Below are 22,135 nucleotides of genomic sequence, written 5' to 3'. Positions count from 1 at the left end.
ACCCTGAGGAAATCCTGACAAAAGCCTGACAGGAGCAGATTTTTTAGGCCGGGAAGTACACCGAGAACAAAGCGCCCTGCCCGCTGTGCGGCGTATCGATGGCAACCGTGGCGCCGTGGGCGTTGGCGATGTCGCGCACGATCGCCAGCCCAAGGCCGCTGCCCGTGGTCTTTTCGTCAAGCCGCTGGAAGCGCTGGAACACGGCGGCGCGCTTGGCCGGCGCAATACCGGGGCCGGAGTCTTCCACCGTCAGCATGCCGCCGCCCAGGTGGGCAAAGCAGCTCACCGTCACCGAGCCTTTGGCCGGCGTGTAGCGGATCGCATTGTCGATCAGGTTGTCGATCAGGTCACGCAGCAGGAAGCGGTCGCCCAGCACCATGGTGGGCTGCAGGTCGAAGCCCAGGTCGATATCCTTGCGCAGCGCCTGTTCGACAAAATGCTGGATCGATTCTTCCAGCAGTTGGTCGAGCGACATGCGCTCCATGCGCGTCTTGCGCAGCGGGCCCGGTTCGGCGCGTGCGAAGGCCAGCAGCTGGTTGACCTGGCGGATCATGCGCTCGGTCGAGGCCTGCATCATGGCCAGCGAGGAAGCGGCTTCCGGGCCGCGCTCCTGCGCCGCCAGCAGATCGATCTGGGTGCGCATGCCGGCCAGCGGGGTGCGCAGCTGGTGCGCCACATTGGCCAGGAAGTCCTGCTGCGCCTGGGCTCCGGCATGCACCTTGTCCAGCAGGCCGTTAAAAGCCTGCACCACCGGCGCTACTTCCAGCGGCACTTCGGCCGTCGCGATGGGCGCCGCATTATCGGCGCTGCGCGCCTGGATTTCGGCGCGCACCTTGTTCAGCGGCGACAGGCCATTCGTGACCGAGAACCAGACCAGGCCGGCCGATGCCAGCGTCAGCACCGCCGCCAGCGGCAGCATGGCGCGCACGATGGCGGCGCGCGCCTGGCCGCGCTTGCGCAGCGTCTTGGCCACCACCACGATGCCCTGCTGCTGCCCCACCACCAGGGGCAGCGCCGCCATCCGCACCGCCTCCCCGGCCACCATGCCGTCGCTGGCGGGCGCACCGGCGCGCGCCGGCATCACCGGCAGCACCGCATCGCCCGCCACCAGCCGTCCCTGGTTGTCGCGCAGCGAAAAATAGACTTTGTCGAGTTCGTCGTCGCGCAGCGCATGTTCGGCGGCGGGCGGCAAATCAAGCAGCAGGCGGCCGTCGCGCTCGGTCACGCGCGAGCCCAGCGTGGCGGCGGCTTCGCTGAGCGACTGGTCGAAAGCGATCTGCGCGGGAATCCAGGCCAGCGCGTAGCTCAGCGCCATGCCGGCCAGGTTAAGCAGCAGCACCGGCACCACCAGCCACTTGAGCAGGCGCAGTCGGATGCTATCCATGCGATTCCGGGCCTTGCGGCTCCAGCATATAACCGAAGCCGCGGATGGTGCGGATGCTGATGCCGGCGTCCGCCGTCTTCTGCCGCACGCGCGATATATAAACTTCCACCGCGTTCGGCGTGACGTCCTCGCCCCACGGCAGGATGGCGTCGATGATCTGCTGCTTGCTTACGACGCGCGAGCCGTGCTGCAGCAGGTATTCCAGCACCGCCCATTCGCGCACCGAGAGGTCGATCACCTTGTCGCGCACCCGGGCGCGTTTGGCGCCCACGTCCAGCACCAGCTCGCCCATTTGCAGCACGCTGGGCTTGGGCGCATTGCGCCGCGCCAGCGCACGCACGCGCGCCACCAGTTCCGGCGTGGCGAAGGGCTTGACGAGGTAATCGTCGGCGCCCAGCTCGAGGCCGCGTACGCGGTCTTCCACCGCGTCGCGCGCCGTCAGCAACAGCACCGGCAGCTGGCTGCCGCGCGCACGCAGGCGGCGCACCACTTCAAAGCCGTCCAGCCCGGGCAAGCCGATATCGAGCACCAGCACGTCCACCGGACCCGGACGCTGCAGCAGCGCGTCGGCTTCGCTGCCGTTCTGCAGCAGCTCGACCCTCATGCCATGGCCGCCCAGCACCCGCACCAGGCCATCCGCCAGCACCGCGTCGTCTTCAACCAGGATTACATGCATGGATGGCAAGGAAATGAATTGATCTTCGCGCATTATGCCCCGATTCATGAAGATGTAACAATTGCCTAGCATCATTACATGCATGAAATTCCTGCACCCCGCCATCGCCCTCATGCAGCGCTTGCGCCTGCTCCCCAAATTCATCCTGGTTTCGCTGCTGTTCCTGCTGCCGCTGCTGCTGGCATCCGGCCTCTTGGTCGCGGAGCTCCACAAATCGGTCTCGTTCACCGCGCGCGAGCGCCAGGGCCTGGCCTATGTGCGCCAACTGCATGGACTGCGCCAGCAGCTGCAGCAGAAACGCAGCCTGGAACATCTGCGCCTGGCCGCCAACCAGCAGGAGCACGCCGCCGCCATCCGCAGCACTGCGGATGCCGCCAGCGCCGCACTCGCCGCCCTGCGCTCGCTCGCCAGCGGTCCGCTGGCGGCGCTGGAAGCGCAGGCCGAACTGGAACAGGGCTGGCAGCAACTGCAGCGGCGCCAGGCCGGCCTGGATGCGCGCGCCAGTTTCGCCGCCCACAGCAAGCTGATTGCGCAGGCCGACAGCCTGGCAGCCGAAGCGGCCGACCGCGCCCGCCTCTCGCTCGACCCCGAGGTGCGCAGCGTCTACCTGATCGCGTCCTTCCTGAAAACCTTTCCCGGCCTGACTGAGAACCTGTCGGTGATCAGCGGCCGCGGCGCCGCCTACATCGACAGCGGCCTGTTCGAAGGCGGCGAGGACCAGATGCTGACCGCCACCGCCATGCTGGCGCGCCACGAACTGGAACGCCTGCCGGCGCAGTACAAGGCCATCGTCGAACACAATCCCGGCCTGGCCGGTGCGCTGGAACCGAAACTGTCCGCCGTACCGGGGGCGCTTGCCTTCCTCGAACGCGCCCGCAACGAAGTGCTGAATTCCTTCAACCAGACCAGCGGCAAGGAATTCAATGCCGCCGGCCTGCAGGCCAACGCCGCCCTGCAAGCCCTCTCCACCAGCACCGCCGAGGCACTGGACCAGCTGCTGCAGGAACGCGCCGCCCGCGATAGCCTGCGCCGCAACGCGGTCGCCGCCGTGGTGCTGCTGGCCATCCTGCTGGCAGCCTGGCTGGGCGCCGGCTTCTACGCCTCCTTCATGCGCGACATCCGCCAGCTGAACCGCGCCGTGCAGGCCGCCGCGGCGGGCGACCTGAGCGTGCGCATCTCCTCGCCGGCACGCGACGAAACCGGCGACCTGGCCAACGCTTTCAGCGCCATGACGTGCGCCCTGCAAACCCTGGTGGCCGATATCCGCAGCGGCGCCGCCCGCATCGCCAGCGCCGCCGACGAACTGGCGAGCGGCAGCACCGCGCTGAACGACTCCACCGGCACCCAGGCCGACGCCCTGCATGTGACGGTGGAAGCGATGGAACAGCTGGACGCCGCCGTGCAGCGCAACAGCGCCCACGCCGACGACGGCCGCGAGCTGGTGCAGCAGGCTGCCGGCGTGGCGCGCCGTGGCGGCGCCAGTGTCGACGCCGTAGTTGGCACCATGGCCGCCATCCGTTCCAGCTCCGACCGCATCGCCGACATCATCGGCGTGATCGACGGCATCGCCTTCCAGACCAACATCCTGGCCCTCAACGCCGCCGTCGAAGCGGCACGCGCCGGCGAAGCAGGCCGCGGCTTCGCCGTGGTCGCCACCGAAGTGCGCAGCCTGGCCCAGCGCTCCGCCGCCGCCGCGCTGGAAATCAAACACCTGATCGGCGACTCGGTCGCCAAAGTCGAAAGCGGCAACGCCCAGGTTGACGAAGCGGGCGCCACCATGGCCCAGGTGGTAGCCTCGGTGCGCAGCATGGAACAAGTTATCGCCCGCATTACCGATGCCGAAGCCGGCCAGCGCAGCGAGATCGCCCGCATCAACAGCGCCCTGCACCGCATCGACGACATGACGCGCCAGAACGCCGCCCTGGTGGTGCAGGCCTCGGAAGGCGCCAGCCGGGTGCACGCCGAAACCGCCCTGCTAACCCAGGCGCTAGGACAATTCCGACTCGCCGCACCGCAACGCTCACTGAAAATGTCCAACAGTGCGCCAGTGAAAATTGCTATGTTGTAGGACTAGCCTGACAAACCGTCATGTTGCCAGCCTACATGACGGAGGTAATACCTCTTATGTTCATCACTCACATAGAAAATTAAAGTAATACCAACGCGATCGGCAAGCAGCACTCCACGAATGCCGACTGCAATACCGTGTACTTTAGTTTCTGTGAGGATAAAATGAACAACACTCAACTTAGCGTCTCTACCCAGAACTCGCTCTCCCGTACCATGCCGATTGGTTCGTCGGAGTTTAAAGTTGCGTCCCGGCCGGTTGTCAGCTACAGCGGCGCCCAGCAAAACGAGCTGCTGGCAGCCCTCCCTCGAGAAGTACTGGAGGCCCTGTTTGAACACCTGGAACTGGTGCAACTGCCCTTCGGCAAGGAACTGTTTGAGTTTGGCAGCAAGCTGGAATACGTCTATTTCCCGACTACCGCCATCCTTTCCCTGCTGTACGTGATGGAAGACGGCGCCACCACCGAGATTGCCGTGGTGGGCCACGAAGGCGTGGTGGGCGTATCGATGTTTGCCGGTGAACGCGCCATGAGCACCGCCGTGGTGCAAAGCGCCGGTTACGGCTACCGCCTGAAGGCCCAGGCCCTGCGCGATGCCTTCAACCAGGGCGGCGCCCTGCCCCAGCTCCTGATGCGCTACAACGCCGCGCTGTTCGCCCAGATGGCCCAGAACGCTGTCGGCGGCCGCCACAGCTCCATCGAACAGAAACTGTGCCGCTGGCTGCTGGACCGCCTGGACCGCTCGCCAAGCAATGAGCTGAAGGTCACCCAGGAAATGATTTCCATCATGCTGGGGGTACGCCGCGAATCGATCACCGCCGCCGCCGGCAAGCTGCAGGAAGACGGCTTGATCACCTACCGCCGCGGCAACATTACGGTCATTGATCGTGAAGGTCTGGAACGATATGCGGGCGAGTGCTATAAGGTGGCGAAGACTGAGTATGATCGCCTGCTCGCTGATGTGGCGTGCTGCTAGGATGTAGCCCCGCGGGCGGCACGGCGCCGGCTGTGCGCCCGCCCCGCCCTTTGAGCGGGATGTAGACCTCGATACACGTTCCCTTGTCACCCCGTCCACGGCGGATATTCAAGACACCGCCCAGCAGCAGCGCCCGTTCCCGCATCCCCAGCAAGCCATGCGACATCGGCTTGGCCAGGGTTGGCGCTGCAATACCGATACCGTCATCGATAATGCGCAGCACCAGCATTTCATCGGGCTGGCGCTTGAGCGCCACGCTGACGCGGCTGGCCTTGGCGTACTTGCGGATATTGGTGAGCGACTCCTGCACAATGCGGAACAGCGCAATCGACAGGCTGCTGTCGCCCTTGGCCACGGCATCGATGTCGGCACCGATCTCGGTCTCGCAGGGAATGCCCGCCTGGCGCGCAAAGTCTTCGCAATAGCTGTCGATGGCGGCGCCCAGGCCCAGGTTGTCGAGCAAGCTTGGGCGCAGGTCTTCGATGATGCGGCGCTTCAGCTCCACCGTTTCAACCAGCGTGCCGCGCGCGCGGCGCAGCTGGGTCGCCAGTTCCGGATTGGTCTTTTGCAGCTGGTGCGTGACGGCCGCGATATCCATGCTGATCGAAGTCAGGTTGGCGCCCATCTCATCGTGCAGCTCGCGCGACAGGCGCATCTTCTCTTCCTCGCTGATCGAGATCAGGTGGCGCGACAGCACGGACAGCTGCTCGGTACGCTGCTGCACCATCGACTCCAGGCTTTCGTTGGACAGCTGCAGGGCATGCTCGACCGCCGCGCGGTGGATGAAACTGCGCCGCACCAGCTGGTAGAACATGATCAGCACCACGATCGCGACGGCGTTGATGCCGGCGCCCATCACCACCGCCTTCTGGTATTCCTGGTAAAAGCTGGCCGCGCGCGCCGCCATCGCCTCGTTCTGTTCGCGCACCATGATCACGATCTGCAAGCGGATTTCATCCATGCCGCTGCGCTCATCGCTGACCTTGGCGATGTTGACGATTTCATCCAGGCCGCTGTGCTTGTAGACGTCGATGGCCTGGCTCAGCATCGCGATGCGCTTGCGCACCAGCACCTGCAATTGCTGCAGGTTTTTCAGCTGCGCCGGATTGTTGGCCAGCAGCTTTTCCAGTTCGCGGAACTCGCGTTCGGATTCGGTGATGACGGAGCGGGTCGGCCCCAGATAAGTCTCTTTGCCGGAAATAAAGTAGCCGCGCGCGCTGCTGTCGGCATCGAGCGTCAGCACATTCAGGTATTGCAAGCGCTCGGCCACGCGCGAACTGAGCGCCAGCTGTTCGTTGGCGCCCTTCAGCGATTGCAGATTATGGAACAGGCTGAAGCCATTGACGATCAGGATCAGCGCACACGTCACACACAGGAGCGTTTTATAGAGCGGCAAGCGGTGCCGCGGTGCTGGTTCGATGGTGAAGTACATCTTACCCATTATAAAACGCGTAGGAAATTACTGCCGCACGGCAATGCAATCGTGCGGCAGAGCGATCAATCGAGCAGATTGTTCTTCATAGCGTAGTAGGTCAGGTCGCTATTGGACTGCAAACCCATCTTTTCCATGATGCGCGTGCGGTAGGTGCTGACCGTCTTGATGCTCAGCGACAGCGCGGTGCCGATATCGGACACTGTAGCGCCGCGCGCCAGGCGCAAGAACACCTGGAACTCACGGTCCGACAGCTCGGTGTGCAGCGCCGTATTCGGATCGCGGTCAAAACTTTGCGCCAGCAACTCGCCCACTTGCGAGCTCACATAGCGGCGGCCCTGGTGCACGGTGCGCACGGCATTGATCAGCTCTTCGGCCTCGCACTCCTTGTTCAGGTAACCGTTGGCGCCCATCTTGAACAGGTTGAGCGCATATTGCTGCGCCGGATAGCCGGACAGGATCAGCACCGGCAAATCCGGCTGGCCCTGGCGGATGGTACGCAGCGTGTCGATCCCGCTCTGGTCCGGCATGGCGATGTCGAGCAGCAGCACATCGCACACTTCCTTGCGTGCGATGTCGAGAGCCTCGCGGCCGGTGCTGCCCTCGGCCACGACACTGAATTCGTCCGAGGACGAAAAGATTTGCTTGAAACCTGCCCGTACAATCTGGTGGTCGTCACAGATGGCTACGCGAATCATTGATCTTCCCTCATTAAATCTCAGCTGGGGAACGAAGCCAGCGTCTGCAATATCACTAGCAAAATCATAACGTTAATATTGTAGCACCAATGGTTTAACAGTTCAGGCAAGTGTAGCCGAAAAAAAGGACGCCTAAGCGCCCTTGCTACAGCTGCTTACAACTTCAATAGGTCCAGGATGCCTAGCAGCTCACGGCGCAGCATCTCCCGGTCGAGCGGCGGCGCGTCGCCCGCTGCGCCCAGGCCCAAGGAGTCATCATACTCGCCTTGGGCCGATTCGGTAGCGCGGCTATCAAGCTTATTGCGTGCGCCGGAGATGGTGAAGCCCTGCTCATACAGCAGCTCGCGGATGCGGCGGATCAGCAGCACCTCGTGGTGCTGGTAATAGCGGCGGTTACCGCGCCGCTTGACCGGTTTCAGCTGGGTGAATTCCTGTTCCCAATAGCGCAGCACATGCGGTTTGACGCCGCACAGTTCACTGACTTCGCCAATGGTGAAGTAGCGCTTCGCCGGGATCGGCGGCAGCACTACCAGGTCTGCCTTGCCAGGACGGTCGTTCATTCACGCACCTTGCTTGATCAAGCTGCGCGCGCCGTACCGGCGCTGTCTTCGACCATGCCCTTCAGCTTCTGGCTCGCGTGGAAGGTCACCACACGGCGTGCGGTGATCGGGATTTCCTCGCCGGTTTTCGGGTTGCGGCCCGGACGCTGCGGCTTGTCGCGCAGCTGGAAGTTGCCGAAACCGGACAGTTTGACGGCTTCGCCGCGCTCGAGGGCGTTGCGGATCTCGTCAAAGAAGGTTTCGACCATATCCTTGGCCTCACGCTTGTTCAGGCCCACTTGCTCGAACAACAGTTCGGCCAGCTCCGCCTTGGTCAGCGTAGGCAAATCCTTTTCAGCTTCCTGGCGTACCTTGGCGCTCTGCATTGCGCTGTGCAGCTCGGCGTCCAATGCGGATTCGAGTACGGCGGAATCGACGTCGTTGTGGTTAATTTTGCTGCCCTGCCTTCTAAAGAACATGAGTCCGGCATTGCCGGACTCGCTGGAGTTACTGAAATATTAATTAAGCCCGCAGTTTTGCACCGTGCGCCAGTACTACATGCGCGGTGAGCGTCTTCATCAGCTCGTCCACTACATCGTCCTGCAGGGTGTTTTGAGTATCTTGCAAGCTAAAGCGGAAAGCAAGCGATTTTTCGTCGCTTTCCAGACCTTTGCCGCGATATTCATCAAACAAAACAATGGCTTGCACGATGCGGCCTTGGGCGTGGGCGGCTACGGCGCCCTTGAAAGCGTCGAGCAGATCCTGCACCGGTACGGTCTGCTTCACCACCAGGGCTACGTCGCGGGTGGTACCTGGGAACTTCGAAATTTCTTCGTAGTTTGGCACGTCGCGTTGCTGTAACGCAACAGCATCCACCTCGAACACGACTGGTGCTTTTGGCAAGTCGTACTTTTGCAGCCAGCGCGGGTGCAGTTCGCCGATGAAGCCGATCACCTTGCCGTCCAGTTCCACGGAAGCGGCGCGGCCAGGGTGCAGCGCCGGGTGGGCCAGCTTGGCGAAGCGCAGCTGGCGCGGTGCGAACAGGGCTTCCAGGTCGGCCTTGACGTCGAAGAAGTCGACATCGCGGGTTTCCATGCCCCACTGCTCGTCAGCCACCGGGCCGTAGGCCATGGCGGCCACGCGCTGCGGCTGGTCGTAGCCGGCCACGGTCAGCGGGCCATCCTGCACCGACGCGTCGCGCTTGAAGATGGCGCCGACTTCGAACAGGCGCACGCGCGGCTGCTTGCGGTTGACGTTGTAGCGCACGTTGGCCACCAGGCTGCCGATCAGCGACGAACGCATCACGGACATCTGCGACGCGATCGGGTTTTGCAGCTTGATCGGGTTGTCGTTGCCGTTGAAGTCCAGTTCCCACTGCGCTTCCACGAAGCTCATGTTGACCACTTCCTGGAAGCCCAGGTCGGCCAGCTGGTGGCGCACGGCGAAGATCGAGCGGGTGTTTTCCGGCGCAATGCGCATCTCGGCCGCTGCCATTGGTGGACGGGTCGGGATGTTTTCGAAGCCGTACACGCGGGCCACTTCTTCGATCAGGTCTTCTTCGATTTCGATGTCGAAACGGTAGCTTGGCGGGGTCACCGAGAATACGCCTTCAGCCAGCGAGAACTCCAGGTTCAGGCGCTTGAAGATGTCGGCGATCATATCGTCGTTCAGCGCAACGCCGATCACCTTGGCGGCACGGGCGGTGCGCATCTGCACCGGCGCGCGCTGCGGCAGGTTGACGATCTGGTCGTCGATGGCGCCGACCTTGGTGTCCGGCGTGCCGCAGATTTCCACCAGCAGCGCGGTGATGCGCTCCAGGTGCTCAGGGATCGAGGCGAAGTCCACTCCGCGCTCGAAGCGGTGCGCCGCATCGGTCGAGAAGTTGTACTTGCGCGCGCGGCCCTGGATGGCGTTTGGCCACCAGAATGCCGCTTCCAGGTAGATATTGGTGGTGTCGTCCGACACGGCGGTGGCGTCGCCGCCCATGATACCGGCCAGCGATTCCAGTTCCTTGTCGTCGGCGATCACGCCAACCCATTCATCGACTTCGATGGTGTTGCCGTTCAGGAGCTTGAGCTGTTCGCCCTTCTTGCCCCAGCGGACGTCCAGCGAGCCGTGGATCTTGTCCAGATCGAACACGTGCGATGGGCGGCCCAGTTCCAGCATGACGTAGTTGGAAATGTCCACCAGTGCCGACACCGGACGCTGGCCGCTGCGCTCCAGGCGCTGCTTCATCCAGGCCGGGGTTTCGGCCTTGGCGTTCAGGCCACGGATCACACGGCCGGCGAAACGGCCGCACAGGTCCGGTGCGGAGACCTTCACTGCCAGCTTTTCATCCAGGGTCACTGGCACCACGCGGTTCTGCGGCACGGTCAGCGCGGAACCGGTCAGCGCCGACACTTCGCGCGCGACGCCCAGCACGGACAGGCAGTCCGCCTTGTTCGGGGTCAGCTTGATGGTGAACTTCAGGTCGTTCAGCGAGAAGTAGTCGCGGATGTTCTGGCCGATTGGCGCATCATCCGGCAGCTCGATCAGGCCGGAGCCTTCTTCGCTCAGCTTCAGTTCCTTGGCGGAGCACAGCATGCCTTGCGACTCGACGCCGCGCAGCTGGCCTACCTTGATTTCGAACGGCTTGCCGTCCGCGCCTGGCGGCAGCACCGCGCCGGCCATGGCGCATGCCACTTTCAGGCCTGGACGCACGTTTGGCGCGCCGCAGACGATGTTCAGCAGCGTGCCGGTACCGACGTCGACCTGGCACACGTTCAGGCGGTCAGCGTTCGGATGCTTCGCGGTTTCGCGCACATGGCCAACCACCACGTTGGTGAATGGAGGCGCGACAGGATCGATGTCTTCAACTTCGAGGCCGGACATGGTCAGCATATGTGCCAGTTCATCCGAAGTCATCTTCGGATCGACCATCGTGCGCAGCCAGTTTTCAGAGAATTGCATAGTCAGCTTTCGTATCTTTTAGAACCGGTAAACCTGGGTCAGACCCGGATACGCGGCGTTCGCAGACCAGGGTCAGACCCTTGGGTCTGACCCAGCCTTACCGGTTTTAGTTGAACTGTTTCAGGAAGCGCAGATCGCCTTCGTAGAACAGGCGCAGGTCATTCACGCCATAGCGCAGCATGGTCAGGCGCTCCAGGCCGGAGCCGAACGCGAAACCAATGTACTTTTCCGGATCGAGACCAAAATTGCGCACCACATTCGGATGCACCTGGCCCGAGCCGGACACTTCCAGCCAGCGCCCTTTCAGCGGACCGCTGCCGAACGCGATATCGATCTCTGCCGACGGTTCGGTGAACGGGAAATACGAAGGACGGAAGCGCACCTGCAGGTCATCCGTCTCAAAGAAAGCCTTAACAAAATTCAGGTACACGCCCTTCAGGTCAGCGAAGGAAATATCCTCCGCAATCCACAGACCCTCAACCTGGTGGAACATGGGCGAATGCGTCGCATCCGAATCCACGCGATAGGTACGGCCCGGCGCGATCACCTTGATCGGCGGCTTGCTGTTGCGCGCATAGCGCACCTGCATCGGCGAGGTGTGGGTACGCAGCAGCAGCGGCTTGCCGGTGCTGTCGTTACCCTCAACGTAGAAAGTATCCTGCATCGAACGCGCCGGATGGTTCTCAGGCGAATTCAGCGCGGTAAAGTTGGTCCAGTCAGTCTCAATCTCAGGACCGCCCGCAACATCGAAACCAATGGAACGGAAGATTTCTTCAACGCGTTCCCAGGTGCGCATCACAGGATGCAGGCCACCCGGAGCACGGCCACGGCCCGGCAGCGAGACGTCGATCGCCTCAGCATTCAAGCGCAGCTGCAGCTGGGCTTCCGCCAGCGCATCACGGCGCGCAGTCAGCGCGGACTCGATCTGCACCTTGGCAGCGTTGATCAGGGCGCCCTGCGCCTTCTTCTCTTCCGGATCCAGCTTGCCCAGACCCTTCATCATTTCGGTGATCTGGCCAGTCTTGCCAAGGTATTTGGCTTTGGCGTTTTCAAGTGCGGCAGCGTCGGCGGCGGCGATAAAGTCAGCCTGCGCGGCGACGACGAGTTGTTCGAGGGAGTTCATCCGACTTTTTTCCTGTGGTGGAAATTAAAAACGGGACATAGCCAAAGCCATGTCCCGCTTCTTATGTTCGCTGCCCGAAAGCAGCGCACATCACTGGCAATTAAGCAGCGATCTTGGCTTTGACGACGTTGACAATCGCTGCAAACGCAGGCTTGTCCATCACAGCCATATCAGCCAGGACCTTACGGTCCAGTTCAATCGCAGCCTTCTTCAGGCCGTTCATGAACACGCTGTAGGTCAGACCGTGTTCGCGGGAAGCCGCGTTGATACGGGTGATCCACAGGGCGCGGAAGACGCGCTTCTTGTTACGGCGGTCGCGGTAGGCGTATTGGCCAGCGCGCATAACTGCTTGCTTGGCAACGCGATATACACGGCTGCGACGACCACGGTAACCCTTGGCCAGGTTCAGTACTTTCTTATGACGGGCACGCGCGGTAACCCCACGTTTTACTCGAGGCATAGTAGCTCCTTAAATAATGTTGTGAGATTAAGCGGACGGCATCATGCGGTAGACGCTTTGAACGTCGGACGCATTGATGTTACGGGTGCCACGCAGTTGACGCTTGTTTTTGGTGGTCTTCTTGGTCAGGATGTGACGCTTGAACGCCATACCGGACTTAACGGTGCCACCTGGGCGCACGCGAAAACGCTTCTTCGCGGAGCTCTTGGTTTTCATTTTTGGCATGTGAATGCTCCAATAATGACCGGATTGTAGGTGGCAGCAACACTACTGCACTTTTGGTGCCTACTCTCACGGGAACCCGGGAGTATAGCACAGGTTTTGTTGAAACCGGTAAACCGGTGCCTGACCCGCGGGGACAGGCACCAAAATGCAAACGCCGCCGGCCTCGATTGAAGCCAGCGGCGTTCGAATGGCGGTGTCCGACCCGCTGGGACGGACACCGGTTTACCGGTTCACTTCTTCTTCTTCGGCGCCAGCACCATAATCATCTGACGGCCTTCCATCTTCGGGAACTGCTCGACCTGGCCATGCGGCTCCAGGTCAGCCTTCAGACGCTCCAGCATGCGCATGCCGATGTCCTGGTGGGCCATTTCACGGCCGCGGAAACGCAGGGTGATCTTGGTCTTGTCACCGTCTTCCAGGAACTTGATCAGGTTGCGCAGCTTGATGTTGTAGTCGCCATCATCGGTACCCGGACGGAATTTGACTTCCTTGACCGAGATCACCTTCTGCTTCAACTTGGCTTCGTGCGCCTTTTTCTGCTCCGAATACTTGAACTTACCGTAATCCATCAGTCGGCAGACTGGAGGATTCGCGTTCGGCGCGATCTCGACCAGGTCGACATCGGCCTCTTCCGCCAGGCGGAAGGCTTCGGCCAGGCTTACGATGCCCAGCGGTTCATTATCCACACCCGACAGACGCATTTCAGGGTGGGTGATCTCGCCATTGATGCGATGGGAAGACTTGTCAGTAGCTATGGTGTTTCCTTCAATTTTGGTTAGTCGGCCGGTTGCGGTATTTCACGCATCAGGCTTTGGTAGCGACGTCTTGCTGCAGTCGCTCCACCAGGGCTTCGACCGACATGACGCCAAGATCGACATTGCCCCGGGCACGCACGGCCACGGTGTTGGCATCCCGTTCCTTGTCGCCCACCACGAGGATGAAAGGCACTTTTTGGACGGAATGTTCGCGGATTTTATACGTAATCTTCTCGTTGCGCAAATCAGCGGCAACGCGGAAGCCCAGTTTGCGCAGCTTGGATTCAAGCGCTTTGCAGTAATCCGCCTGTGCATCACTGATGTTCAGAATCGATACTTGCTGAGGGGCAAGCCACATCGGCAGCGCGCCGGCGTAGTTCTCGATCAGGATACCAATGAAGCGCTCCAGCGAGCCCACGATTGCACGGTGCAGCATGACCGGAGTCTTGCGGGTGTTGTCATCCGCCACATACTCGGCGCCCAGGCGGCCCGGCATGAAGAAGTCGACCTGCATGGTGCCGACCTGCCATGGGCGGCCCAGCGAATCCTTCAGGTGGTACTCGATCTTCGGACCGTAGAACGCACCCTCGCCTGGCAGCTCGGTCCAAGTCACGCCGCAAGCGCGCAGGCCGGAGCGCAGCGCCTCTTCGGCTTTATCCCACACCTCATCGTCGCCGATGCGGTTGTCAGGACGCAGCGCCAGCTTGACGTCGATGTTTTCGAAGTGGAAGTCTTTGTACACTTCCATCGCCTGCTGGTGGAACGCCACCACTTCCGGCTCGATCTGCTCGTTGGTGCAGAAAATGTGGCCGTCATCCTGGGTGAAGCCACGCACGCGCATGATGCCGTGCAGCGCGCCGGACGGCTCGTTGCGGTGGCATTGGCCGAACTCACCGTAGCGCAGCGGCAGGTCGCGGTAGGAACGCAGGTCGCTGTTGAAGATCTGGACGTGGCCTGGGCAGTTCATTGGCTTCAGCGCGTAGGAACGGTTTTCGGACTCGGTCACGAACATGTTCTCGCGGTAGTTTTCCCAGTGGCCGGTCTTGCCCCACAGCGAAGCGTCCAGGATCTGCGGCGCTTTCACTTCCTGGTAGCCATTGTCCTGGTACTTCTTGCGCATGTACTGCTCCACCTGCTGCCAGATGGTCCAGCCTTTCGGATGCCAGAACACCAGGCCTGGCGCTTCGTCCTGGAAGTGGAAGAAGTCCAGCTGCTTGCCCAGCTTGCGGTGGTCGCGCTTTTCCGCTTCTTCCAGCTGGAACAGGTACTGTTCCTGGTCTTCCTTCTTGGTCCACGCGGTGCCGTACACACGCTGCAGCATTTCGTTCTTGCTGTCGCCGCGCCAGTAAGCGCCGGCCAGCTTCATCAGCTTGAAGACCTTCAGCTTGCCGGTCGATGGCACGTGCGGGCCGCGGCACAGGTCGGTGAAATTGCCTTCGGTGTACAGGGAGACGTCTTCGTTCGATGGGATCGAAGCGATGATCTCGGCCTTGTAGTGTTCATTGATGGACTTGAAGTACGCCACGGCTTCGTCGCGCGGCAGCACTTTGCGGGTGACCTGCTCGTCCTTCTTCGCCAGTTCAGCCATCTTCTTCTCGATCGCCACCAGGTCGTCCGGGGTGAATGGACGCTTGTAGGAGAAATCGTAGTAGAAGCCGTTTTCGATCACCGGGCCGATGGTGACTTGCGCATCCGGGAACAGTTCCTTGACGGCGTACGCCAGCAAGTGCGCGGTGGAGTGACGGATCACGTCCAGGCCTTCGGCATCCTTGTCGGTCACGATGGCGACGTCGGAGTCCTTCTCAATCAGGAAGGAAGTGTCGACTACCTTGCCGTCGACTTTACCGGCCAGGGCGGCTTTGCCCAGGCTGGTGCTGATGTTGGACGCGACTTGCGCAACAGTTACTGGGGCATCGAATTGACGGATGGAGCCGTCGGGCAGTCGGATTGAAACCATCATGGATCTCCGGAAGAAAAAAGGTAGTACAGGAAAATAGGGACGAAAAAAAACGCGGGCTAGCCGCGTTTTTCTTCAATTGAACAAGCAAAAGAAAGCCGATCGACTAGCGTCACTCACCAACCTTGATGGTAGTTCGCGGTGTCATAACCGGTGTGCCTTTCTCGCTCTTACAAAGTGTCTGGTGGGCGGTGAGGAATTCGAATCCCCGACCCCCTGGATGTCGACCAGGTATTCTAACCAGCTGAACTAACCGCCCGTTGTCTTTTGCAATCGTACTACATGTTCTGGTGGGCGGTGAGGAATTCGAATCCCCGACCCCTTGGATGTCGACCAAGTATTCTAACCAGCTGAACTAACCGCCCGAGAGCCAGCATTATAGAGAGGTGTTCCGCCCATGACAAGTGTTTTCCCAAGAAAACATTGCTGCTATATTCAGACACATGCAAAACCACGATTCCACGCACCTCCACGCCCATCTGGACGGCGACGCCCAGCACGCCCACTTTAACGAACACCGCAGCCAGGCCGCACTTGCCATGGCATTGGCGCTGACCCTGGGCTTTGCCGTGGTCGAGGTGGTGTCGGGCTTTATCGCCAACTCGCTGGCCCTGATTTCCGACGCCGGGCATATGGTGACCGACGCGGCTGCGCTCGGCCTGGCCCTGCTGGCGCAGCTGATCGCCAAGCGCCGCCCTTCCGCCCGCTACTCATTCGGCTTCGGCCGCGCGGAGGCGCTGGCGGCTTTTGTGAATGGCCTGGCAATGTTGCTCGTTGTGGGATGGATTGTGTTCGAGGCTGTGCAGCGCTTTGCTTCCCCGGAGCCGGTACAGGGGCGCACCGTGCTGGTAGTGGCCGGTATCGGCTTCTGCATCAACTTGCTGGTGGCCTGGAGTTTGTCGCGCGACAAGGAGAGCCTGAATACCCGCGCGGCGCTGGTGCATGTGCTGGGCGACCTGCTGGGCTCCGTTGCGGCGCTGGTCGCCGGCGGCGTCATCATGGCGACCGGCTGGATGCAGATCGACCCGATCTTGTCGTTGCTGGTGTCGCTGCTTATCCTGAAATCTACCATTGGCGTGCTGCGCGAATCTTTCCACCACCTGATGGAAGGTGTGCCAGACAGCGCCGACTACGCCCAGATCGGCGCCGACCTGGCTGAGGTGCCAGGCGTATTGTCGGTGCACGACTTGCACGTTTGGGAAATGTCGCCGGGCCAGCCGGCGTTGATTGGCCATTTGCATATTGATGACTTGCAGGAATGGCCGGCGATTTTGGATCGCGTCAAAGCCATGCTGCGTGCACGGCATGGTATTGACCATATTACTTTGCAGGCGGAACCATGAGATTACTTGTCTTCGGCAATTCCGGTTCCGGCAAAAGCACATTTGCCCGTGCTGCCGCCGCGCAAAATGGTCTCGCACATTTGGACCTGGATTCTATTGTCTGGGAGCCGGGGAAAATAGCTGTGCAGCGCCCTGCTGCCGATATTGCGGATTCACTCAATGAGTTTATTGCGGCGAATACGAATTGGGTGATTGAAGGCTGCTATGGCGAATTAGTCCAGGCCGCCGCACCTTATTGCAGTGAACTGATATTCCTTAATCCTGGGCTTGACGCTTGCCTCGCCAATAATCTGCGGCGGCCTTGGGAGCCGCATAAATACGCATCCGCTGCCGAGCAGGATGCCATGCTGGCGCATTTACAGAAATGGGTCGCGGAGTATTATTCCCGCGACGACGCCTGGTCCTACAAATCCCACCGCGCCATATTCGACACATTCACCGGCTCCAAGCGCGAGCAAACCTGAGCACCCTCCACCGGCCGCCTCACGCGACGGCCCTTGCGCGTGCAGCACGCGCCAAGAGTTGGCAGCAACGCGCCAACCATTGGCACGACAAACTTCACCTCGCCCGGCGCGGCAAGACCGCCTTCAGCAGCAACGGGGCGGTCATCCCAACGTTGACCGGCGACAATCGGCGAAAGCGCAATTCCCGACGCGACATATTCAGCTGCCAAACCACCGCCTAATATCGGCCGAATTGGCAACGGCAGCCATAATTGCGGCCGTCCAATTTCTGGAGTCCAGCGTTTATCGCCTTCGCAAAAGTCCAATAACTCGACCAGTTTAGCCATATCAATCCACGCCCGTTCCGAGGTATCCATGAAGCTTTTGCAAAAAGGTCGCGATTGCGTAGAAGTGATCCCATGTGCTAAAGCGCGCCTCGCCGAACTCATTGGTATAGTTGGACTGCACAATATCTCTGTCGGTATCGCGCAAGAATTCGAGTACGCGCCGACGAGGCAGATCGGCTTCTTGCGCAATCTGGTCCACAGTTCACCAAATCAAAGGCGGACGGCTAAGCACGTGGTAAATGAGATCGTCGGTTTCTTTATCACTTTTAATGTCGAGCATGTTTCCCTCCATTCAGGCAGCTTAATGCGGGGTGCTGGAACGGAGTTTGACGCGGAACAAAGGAAGAAGTTCCCGACGCTGGGGTGGCGCCGGGAATTGGAGGGAATTACGCGCGGCGGGCTTCGAGGATGCCGGTAACTTCGCTGATCGCTGCGAGCGCTTTTTGAAGTTGGCTGGTGGCGCTGATTTCGGCGGTAAATGTCATGCGGGCCTGGCCTTTGGCAGACTGGGTGTTGACGCCGATGACGTTGATCTTCTCGCGGGAGAAGATTTCCGAGATATCCCGCAACAAACCCTGGCGGTCGGAAGCGAGGACAAACAGGTCGACCGGGAACACCGTATCCGACTTGGCCTTGCCCCACTCCGTCACAATCACCCGTTCCGGCGCCTTTGCGCGCATTTCGGCGAAGTTCTTGCAAGAAGCGCGGTGGATCGACACGCCCTTGCCGCGCGTGACGAAACCGACGATCGGATCCGGCGGCGCCGGTTTGCAGCACTTGGCCAGCTGGGTCATCAGGCCGTCGGTACCAACCACCAGCACGCCCGACTTGGCGCCGGACTCGACACTGGACTTATGGCTCTTGTTGACTGCAACCTGGTCTGTGGAAGCCTCGTCCGTCTCGCCCGGGTCGCGCAAGGCCAGCTCAACATGCCGCAGCGAGAACTCATCCTTGCCAACGGAAAGGAACAGGTCCTCCACCTTCTCGAAGCCCAGCTTTTGCGCCAGGGTTTCCAGGTTGACGGCAGTCTTGCCCTCACGCTGCAGCGATTTTTCCACCAGCGAACGGCCGTTCGCAACCGTCTCCTGGATATCGATCGCATGGAACCAGGCGCGCACCTTGGTGCGGGTGCGGTTCGACACGGTATAGCCCGGACTCAGCCAGTCGCGCGACGGGCCGGCGGTGCCGGGCGCGCCCTTGGCGGTAATAATTTCGCAAGTTTGCCCGCTCTTCAACGCCGTATTCAGCGGCACCATCACGCCATCCACCCGCGCGCCACGGCAGCGGTGGCCGACGTCGCTGTGCAGGTGATAGGCGAAGTCGATCGGCGTTGCTCCCACCGGCAGCTCGATCACGCGCGCCTGCGGCGTCAGCACAAAGATGCGGTCATCCAGCGAAGCCGATTTGAGCTTTTCCACCCACTCGCGCTGCTGGTCTTCGCTGCCAACCACCGCATCGGCAACCTCGGTCTTCCAGGCCAGCAACTGGCGCAGCCACGCGATCTTCTCGTCGTACTGCTGGCCCTTGAAATTGGAACCGCCCTCCTCCTTGTAGCGCCAGTGCGCCGCCACGCCGTACTCGGCGAAGTTGTGCATTTCCTGGGTGCGGATCTGCACTTCAAGAGGACGGCCATCGTCCGCCGTCACCACCGTGTGCAGCGACTGGTAGCCGTTCGGCTTGGGACGGGAAATATAATCGTCGAATTCTTTCGGGATCGGCGTCCAGATATTGTGGACCACGCCGAGCACCGTATAGCAGGTCTTCACATCCTGCACGATCACGCGGAAGGCGCGCACATCGTACAGCTCCGAGAAGTCCAGCTCCTTGCCCTTCATCTTGTTCCAGATGGAGTAGATATGCTTGGGGCGGCCGAACACTTCGGCCTTGATGCCGGCCGACTCCAGCTCGGATTGCAGGCGCGCAATGGAAGACGTGACGAAGCTCTCGCGCGCCATGCGCTTCTCTTCCAGCATCTTCGCAATGCGCTTATAGGTTTCCGGCTCGATGAAGCGGAAGGACAGATCCTCCAGCTCCCACTTCACCTGCCAGATGCCGAGGCGGTTCGCCAGCGGCGCGTAAAGGTCCAGGGTCTCGCGGCCATAAGCGCGCGTCACGTCGTCGAAGCGCTTGATGTCGGCGAAGTAGCGCAGGGTCGAACAGCAGGAAGCCAGCCGCACCAGCACCACGCGCATATCGGTGGCCATCGCCAGCAGCATCTTGCGCAGCGATTCCACCTGCGCGACAGCCTGCTGCGCCGCAGTCTTGGTGCGCGCGGAACTGCCGGACGACGCCAGCGTCAGCTCGCGCAGGCGGATCAGCTGGCGCACGCCGGTGACCAGATCGTTGACTTCCTTGCCGTAGCGCGGTTCGATGGAAGGGGCGGTGTCGGCGTCGAGCAGGGTAAGCTCGAACATCAATGCAGCGATGCGGGTTTCCGCATCGGTGTTCAGGATGGCCAGTGTGCTGGCCACTCCAATGACAAATTCCAGGGCATCCTGCCCGTGGCCGGTGGTACGGCCCGCGTACGCTTCGCTGGCATGATCAAGCGCGGCCAGCACGCGCGCTCCGTCGTCGGCGGACAAGCCTTGTACCAGCTGGTCCGTCGTTGCGCTATTGAGAGCCGCGATTGAAACCATTACGAAAACCTTTGCTACTTTAGTGTTGGGCGGCCGTCACCACGATCTCGAGCAGCCATTCAGGACGGGCCAGTTGCGCAACCACAGTGGCGCGCGGCGGGGTGTTGCCTTCGACGACCCAGGCATCCCACACTTCATTCATGCCCGGGAAGTTGGCCAGGTCGGTGATATAGATCTGCGCCATCAGGATACGCGACTTGTCGCTGCCCGCTTCAGCCAGCAGCTTGTCGATCTGGGACAGCACGTCCGCGGTTTGTTCCTGGATGCTGCCGCCGACGTTCGGCACCATGCCGGCCAGGTAGACGGTGCCGTTGTGGACGGCCATTTCAGACAAGCGCTTACCTACGTGAAAACGTTTAAGTTCCATTCTTCTCTCTTCAGCTGTTCAACAAAAAATCTTTGGCGATCGCGATCTGGTCGTCGTGCAGGAAGGTCGGCGCGTGGCCAACGCCCGCAATTTCCACCAGGCGGGCGTGCGGGCCGCGCTGCGTCATCATCTCGGCGGTCGCGCGCGACAGCAGGTCGGAATTGGCGCCGCGCACCAGCAAGGTCGGGCAGCGGATCGCATCGTAAGCCGCCCACAGCGCCGCCTCGTCGGCCTTGGCCGATTCCGGCGTCACCGACTGGAACGGCAGCGCCAGGCCCATGTCGTAATGCCGCACCCAGGAGCCATCTTTTTCCTGGCGCAGCACGTCAGCCGCCAGCTTACGCCATTCTTCATCGGTGTGCTGGCCGAAGGTCACCGACACCATCTTCACGAATTCCGCTCCCGCTTCAAAACTCGGGAAGCGCACGTCCTGCGCGATGTAGTCGCCGATGCGCTGGATCGCGGTCCAGTCCAGGGTCGGGCCGATATCGTTCAGTACCAGCTTGCTGATCGGGCTGTCCGGCAGCGAGGCCAGGCCCATGCCGATCAGGCCACCCATCGAGGTGCCGAACCAGTCCACGGTCTGGCGCTCGCCCTTGGCCAGCACGCGCGCCAGCAGGGTCACCATGTCGCTCACATATTGCGGAATACGGTACAGCTGCGGATTGCGCAAGTGGCCGGAGCGGCCGCGGCCCACCACATCGGGGCAAACAACACGGTAATCCTTGCACAGTGACTGTGCAAGATTGTCAAAATCGTCCGAAACACGGGTCACGCCATGCACGCAAACCAGTACATTCGGGTTGTCTTCGTCGCCCCATTCCTTATATGCCATCTGGTGCAGGCCGGACATGGAGAAACACTGGACGGATTTGATTTTCGCTTGCGGCATGCGGCTTCTCGCTCCTTGGTTTTTGCGCTACATTCTACATTGGCTAACAAATTATAGGGGACCTAATGGGCAGCACCACTCTGCGCGGCAAAACCGCACTCGTCACCGGCTCCACGTCCGGCATTGGCCTGGGCATCGCCCGCAGCCTGGCGGCGGAAGGCGCCAATATTGTGTTGAACGGCTTTGGCGACGCCGGCGAAATCGCCAAATTGCAGGAATCGCTGGCATCCGAATTCGGCGTGCTGGCGGGCTACCACGGCGCGGACATGAGCAAACCGGCTGAAATCGAGGCCATGATGAATTATGCGGCGAGCACTTTCGGCGGCGTCGATATCCTCGTCAACAACGCGGGCATCCAGCACGTGGCCAATGTCGAAGACTTCCCGGCCGAACGCTGGGACGCAATCATCGCCATCAACCTGACTTCCGCCTTCCACACCACGCGCCTGGCGCTGCCGCACATGAAGGCGCGCAACTGGGGCCGCATCATCAACCTGGCTTCGGTGCACGGCCTGGTGGCGTCGGCCGGCAAATCGGCCTATGTCGCGGCCAAGCATGGCCTGGTGGGCTTCACCAAAGCCACCGCGCTGGAAACCGCCAAGACCGGCATTACCTGCAATGCGATCTGCCCGGGCTGGGTGCTGACGCCGCTGGTGCAAAAGCAGGTCGATGCGCGCGCCGAAAAAGATGGCCTGTCCAACGAGGCCGCCAAAGCCGCCCTGCTGGCGGAGAAGCAGCCGTCCGGCGAATTCGTCACGCCGGAGGAACTGGGCGCGATGGCGGTGTTCCTGTGCTCCGACGCGGCGCGCCAGATGCGCGGCGTGGCGTGGAATATGGATGGGGGCTGGGTGGCACAGTAATTGTGGA

22 protein-coding genes and 2 tRNA genes are annotated in these 22,135 nt (G+C 61.4%); 6 read left to right on the top strand and 18 right to left on the bottom strand.

The genetic code is table 11. The features are described from left to right. Positions 1-43 precede the first annotated feature (43 nt). Complete coding sequence (locus AAHE99_RS07785; RefSeq protein ID WP_342116168.1) at positions 44-1,384, bottom strand: sensor histidine kinase; 1,341 nt, start codon at positions 1,382-1,384, stop codon at positions 44-46. Then, entirely contained in the window at positions 1,377-2,060 is a 684-nt protein-coding gene (locus AAHE99_RS07780) for a response regulator transcription factor (RefSeq protein WP_342116443.1), read from the bottom strand. The genes AAHE99_RS07785 and AAHE99_RS07780 overlap by 8 nt, the downstream gene beginning before the upstream one ends. An 82-nt stretch (positions 2,061-2,142) precedes the next feature. Between AAHE99_RS07780 and AAHE99_RS07775 the strand changes: the two genes are divergently transcribed. Both AAHE99_RS07775 and AAHE99_RS07770 read left to right on the top strand, forming a co-directional pair. Continuing rightward, a complete protein-coding gene (locus tag AAHE99_RS07775) occupies positions 2,143-4,128 on the top strand; it encodes a methyl-accepting chemotaxis protein (protein WP_342116167.1) in 1,986 nt (661 codons plus the stop codon). Positions 4,129-4,292: 164 nt separating this feature from the next. After that, positions 4,293-5,102: a Crp/Fnr family transcriptional regulator gene (locus AAHE99_RS07770; protein ID WP_342116166.1), complete on the top strand. Its 810-nt coding sequence runs from the start codon at positions 4,293-4,295 to the stop codon at positions 5,100-5,102. On the opposite strand, the gene AAHE99_RS07765 is transcribed toward AAHE99_RS07770, so the two are convergent. From AAHE99_RS07765 to AAHE99_RS07710, 12 genes are all read right to left on the bottom strand, one after another. Beyond that, positions 5,005-6,543: a CHASE3 domain-containing protein gene (locus AAHE99_RS07765; protein ID WP_342116165.1), complete on the bottom strand. Its 1,539-nt coding sequence runs from the start codon at positions 6,541-6,543 to the stop codon at positions 5,005-5,007. The genes AAHE99_RS07770 and AAHE99_RS07765 overlap by 98 nt on opposite strands. A 56-nt stretch (positions 6,544-6,599) precedes the next feature. Further along, positions 6,600-7,232: a response regulator gene (locus AAHE99_RS07760; protein WP_028101218.1), complete on the bottom strand. Its 633-nt coding sequence runs from the start codon at positions 7,230-7,232 to the stop codon at positions 6,600-6,602. A 155-nt stretch (positions 7,233-7,387) separates the two neighbouring features. Next, entirely contained in the window at positions 7,388-7,792 is a 405-nt protein-coding gene (locus AAHE99_RS07755) for a MerR family transcriptional regulator (RefSeq protein ID WP_342116162.1), read from the bottom strand. A 17-nt stretch (positions 7,793-7,809) separates the two neighbouring features. After that, positions 7,810-8,157: an integration host factor subunit alpha gene (locus tag AAHE99_RS07750; protein WP_342116441.1), complete on the bottom strand. Its 348-nt coding sequence runs from the start codon at positions 8,155-8,157 to the stop codon at positions 7,810-7,812. Positions 8,158-8,293: 136 nt separating this feature from the next. Then, positions 8,294-10,720: a phenylalanine--tRNA ligase subunit beta gene (gene pheT / locus AAHE99_RS07745; RefSeq protein WP_342116160.1), complete on the bottom strand. Its 2,427-nt coding sequence runs from the start codon at positions 10,718-10,720 to the stop codon at positions 8,294-8,296. A gap of 106 nt (positions 10,721-10,826) precedes the next feature. Further along, positions 10,827-11,843 carry a phenylalanine--tRNA ligase subunit alpha gene (gene pheS / locus AAHE99_RS07740; RefSeq protein WP_342116159.1) on the bottom strand — a complete coding sequence of 339 codons (1,017 nt, stop codon included), beginning with the start codon at positions 11,841-11,843 and terminating at the stop codon, positions 10,827-10,829. Between the two features lie 100 nt (positions 11,844-11,943). Beyond that, positions 11,944-12,303, bottom strand: a complete 360-nt coding sequence (rplT, locus tag AAHE99_RS07735; RefSeq protein ID WP_342116158.1) for a 50S ribosomal protein L20 — start codon at positions 12,301-12,303, stop codon at positions 11,944-11,946. Between the two features lie 27 nt (positions 12,304-12,330). Further along, positions 12,331-12,528, bottom strand: a complete 198-nt coding sequence (gene rpmI, locus AAHE99_RS07730) for a 50S ribosomal protein L35 (RefSeq protein ID WP_056135342.1) — start codon at positions 12,526-12,528, stop codon at positions 12,331-12,333. Positions 12,529-12,758: 230 nt separating this feature from the next. Next, a complete protein-coding gene (gene infC, locus AAHE99_RS07725) occupies positions 12,759-13,283 on the bottom strand; it encodes a translation initiation factor IF-3 (protein ID WP_342116440.1) in 525 nt (174 codons plus the stop codon). A gap of 49 nt (positions 13,284-13,332) precedes the next feature. Next, complete coding sequence (gene thrS, locus AAHE99_RS07720; RefSeq protein ID WP_342116439.1) at positions 13,333-15,240, bottom strand: threonine--tRNA ligase; 1,908 nt, start codon at positions 15,238-15,240, stop codon at positions 13,333-13,335. A gap of 182 nt (positions 15,241-15,422) precedes the next feature. Next, positions 15,423-15,499: transfer RNA gene (locus tag AAHE99_RS07715), tRNA-Val, on the bottom strand. Between the two features lie 29 nt (positions 15,500-15,528). Next, positions 15,529-15,605 (bottom strand) — tRNA-Val (locus tag AAHE99_RS07710). A gap of 78 nt (positions 15,606-15,683) precedes the next feature. Here AAHE99_RS07710 and AAHE99_RS07705 point away from each other — a divergent pair. Together AAHE99_RS07705 and AAHE99_RS07700 are read left to right on the top strand one after the other, a co-directional pair. Beyond that, positions 15,684-16,583, top strand: coding sequence for a cation diffusion facilitator family transporter (locus AAHE99_RS07705; protein WP_342116154.1), 900 nt, complete (start codon positions 15,684-15,686; stop codon positions 16,581-16,583). Further along, positions 16,580-17,047, top strand: coding sequence for a hypothetical protein (locus AAHE99_RS07700; protein WP_342116153.1), 468 nt, complete (start codon positions 16,580-16,582; stop codon positions 17,045-17,047). Before AAHE99_RS07705 ends, AAHE99_RS07700 begins: the two co-directional genes overlap by 4 nt. On the opposite strand, the gene AAHE99_RS07695 is transcribed toward AAHE99_RS07700, so the two are convergent. After that, the gene (locus AAHE99_RS07695) at positions 16,987-17,403 is read right to left on the bottom strand and encodes a hypothetical protein (RefSeq protein ID WP_342116152.1); all 417 of its coding nucleotides are present in this window, start codon (positions 17,401-17,403) and stop codon (positions 16,987-16,989) included. The two genes, AAHE99_RS07700 and AAHE99_RS07695, sit on opposite strands and share 61 nt — an antisense overlap. Between AAHE99_RS07695 and AAHE99_RS07690 the strand changes: the two genes are divergently transcribed. Further along, the gene (locus tag AAHE99_RS07690; protein ID WP_342116150.1) at positions 17,402-17,791 is read left to right on the top strand and encodes a hypothetical protein; all 390 of its coding nucleotides are present in this window, start codon (positions 17,402-17,404) and stop codon (positions 17,789-17,791) included. The two genes, AAHE99_RS07695 and AAHE99_RS07690, sit on opposite strands and share 2 nt — an antisense overlap. Here AAHE99_RS07690 and AAHE99_RS07685 read toward each other — a convergent pair. The 3 genes from AAHE99_RS07685 to AAHE99_RS07675 are packed head-to-tail and all read right to left on the bottom strand — an operon-like array spanning position 17,760 to position 21,268. Further along, a complete protein-coding gene (locus AAHE99_RS07685; protein WP_342116148.1) occupies positions 17,760-20,009 on the bottom strand; it encodes a RelA/SpoT family protein in 2,250 nt (749 codons plus the stop codon). The two genes, AAHE99_RS07690 and AAHE99_RS07685, sit on opposite strands and share 32 nt — an antisense overlap. 19 nt (positions 20,010-20,028) lie before the next feature. Further along, positions 20,029-20,376 carry a RidA family protein gene (locus tag AAHE99_RS07680; protein WP_342116146.1) on the bottom strand — a complete coding sequence of 116 codons (348 nt, stop codon included), beginning with the start codon at positions 20,374-20,376 and terminating at the stop codon, positions 20,029-20,031. Between the two features lie 10 nt (positions 20,377-20,386). Further along, a complete protein-coding gene (locus AAHE99_RS07675; RefSeq protein ID WP_342116145.1) occupies positions 20,387-21,268 on the bottom strand; it encodes an alpha/beta fold hydrolase in 882 nt (293 codons plus the stop codon). 65 nt (positions 21,269-21,333) lie between these two features. Between AAHE99_RS07675 and AAHE99_RS07670 the strand changes: the two genes are divergently transcribed. Next, positions 21,334-22,128: a 3-hydroxybutyrate dehydrogenase gene (locus AAHE99_RS07670; protein WP_342116144.1), complete on the top strand. Its 795-nt coding sequence runs from the start codon at positions 21,334-21,336 to the stop codon at positions 22,126-22,128. The last annotated feature ends 7 nt before the right edge of the window (positions 22,129-22,135 follow it).

It is taken from the genome of Pseudoduganella sp. OTU4001, from assembly GCF_038440195.1.
In the GTDB taxonomy this organism is placed as follows: Bacteria; Pseudomonadota; Gammaproteobacteria; order Burkholderiales; family Burkholderiaceae_D; genus Rugamonas.
Note: the sequence above shows the minus strand (reverse complement) of the source record. Positions and strands in the feature narration are given on the sequence as shown.

Excerpts from the sequence above, each read along its gene's own strand:
- AAHE99_RS07785 (WP_342116168.1), bottom strand. The coding sequence starts at position 1,384 with ATGGATAGCATCCGACTGCGCCTGCTCAAGTGGCTGGTGGTGCCGGTG.
- AAHE99_RS07780 (WP_342116443.1), bottom strand. The coding sequence starts at position 2,060 with ATGCATGTAATCCTGGTTGAAGACGACGCGGTGCTGGCGGATGGCCTG.
- AAHE99_RS07775 (WP_342116167.1), top strand. The coding sequence starts at position 2,143 with ATGAAATTCCTGCACCCCGCCATCGCCCTCATGCAGCGCTTGCGCCTG.
- AAHE99_RS07770 (WP_342116166.1), top strand. The coding sequence starts at position 4,293 with ATGAACAACACTCAACTTAGCGTCTCTACCCAGAACTCGCTCTCCCGT.
- AAHE99_RS07765 (WP_342116165.1), bottom strand. The coding sequence starts at position 6,543 with ATGGGTAAGATGTACTTCACCATCGAACCAGCACCGCGGCACCGCTTG.
- AAHE99_RS07760 (WP_028101218.1), bottom strand. The coding sequence starts at position 7,232 with ATGATTCGCGTAGCCATCTGTGACGACCACCAGATTGTACGGGCAGGT.
- AAHE99_RS07755 (WP_342116162.1), bottom strand. The coding sequence starts at position 7,792 with ATGAACGACCGTCCTGGCAAGGCAGACCTGGTAGTGCTGCCGCCGATC.
- AAHE99_RS07750 (WP_342116441.1), bottom strand. The coding sequence starts at position 8,157 with ATGCAGAGCGCCAAGGTACGCCAGGAAGCTGAAAAGGATTTGCCTACG.
- pheT (WP_342116160.1), bottom strand. The coding sequence starts at position 10,720 with ATGCAATTCTCTGAAAACTGGCTGCGCACGATGGTCGATCCGAAGATG.
- pheS (WP_342116159.1), bottom strand. The coding sequence starts at position 11,843 with ATGAACTCCCTCGAACAACTCGTCGTCGCCGCGCAGGCTGACTTTATC.
- rplT (WP_342116158.1), bottom strand. The coding sequence starts at position 12,303 with ATGCCTCGAGTAAAACGTGGGGTTACCGCGCGTGCCCGTCATAAGAAA.
- rpmI (WP_056135342.1), bottom strand. The coding sequence starts at position 12,528 with ATGCCAAAAATGAAAACCAAGAGCTCCGCGAAGAAGCGTTTTCGCGTG.
- thrS (WP_342116439.1), bottom strand. The coding sequence starts at position 15,240 with ATGGTTTCAATCCGACTGCCCGACGGCTCCATCCGTCAATTCGATGCC.
- AAHE99_RS07705 (WP_342116154.1), top strand. The coding sequence starts at position 15,684 with ATGCAAAACCACGATTCCACGCACCTCCACGCCCATCTGGACGGCGAC.
- AAHE99_RS07700 (WP_342116153.1), top strand. The coding sequence starts at position 16,580 with ATGAGATTACTTGTCTTCGGCAATTCCGGTTCCGGCAAAAGCACATTT.
- AAHE99_RS07690 (WP_342116150.1), top strand. The coding sequence starts at position 17,402 with ATGAAGCTTTTGCAAAAAGGTCGCGATTGCGTAGAAGTGATCCCATGT.
- AAHE99_RS07695 (WP_342116152.1), bottom strand. The coding sequence starts at position 17,403 with ATGGATACCTCGGAACGGGCGTGGATTGATATGGCTAAACTGGTCGAG.
- AAHE99_RS07685 (WP_342116148.1), bottom strand. The coding sequence starts at position 20,009 with ATGGTTTCAATCGCGGCTCTCAATAGCGCAACGACGGACCAGCTGGTA.
- AAHE99_RS07680 (WP_342116146.1), bottom strand. The coding sequence starts at position 20,376 with ATGGAACTTAAACGTTTTCACGTAGGTAAGCGCTTGTCTGAAATGGCC.
- AAHE99_RS07675 (WP_342116145.1), bottom strand. The coding sequence starts at position 21,268 with ATGCCGCAAGCGAAAATCAAATCCGTCCAGTGTTTCTCCATGTCCGGC.
- AAHE99_RS07670 (WP_342116144.1), top strand. The coding sequence starts at position 21,334 with ATGGGCAGCACCACTCTGCGCGGCAAAACCGCACTCGTCACCGGCTCC.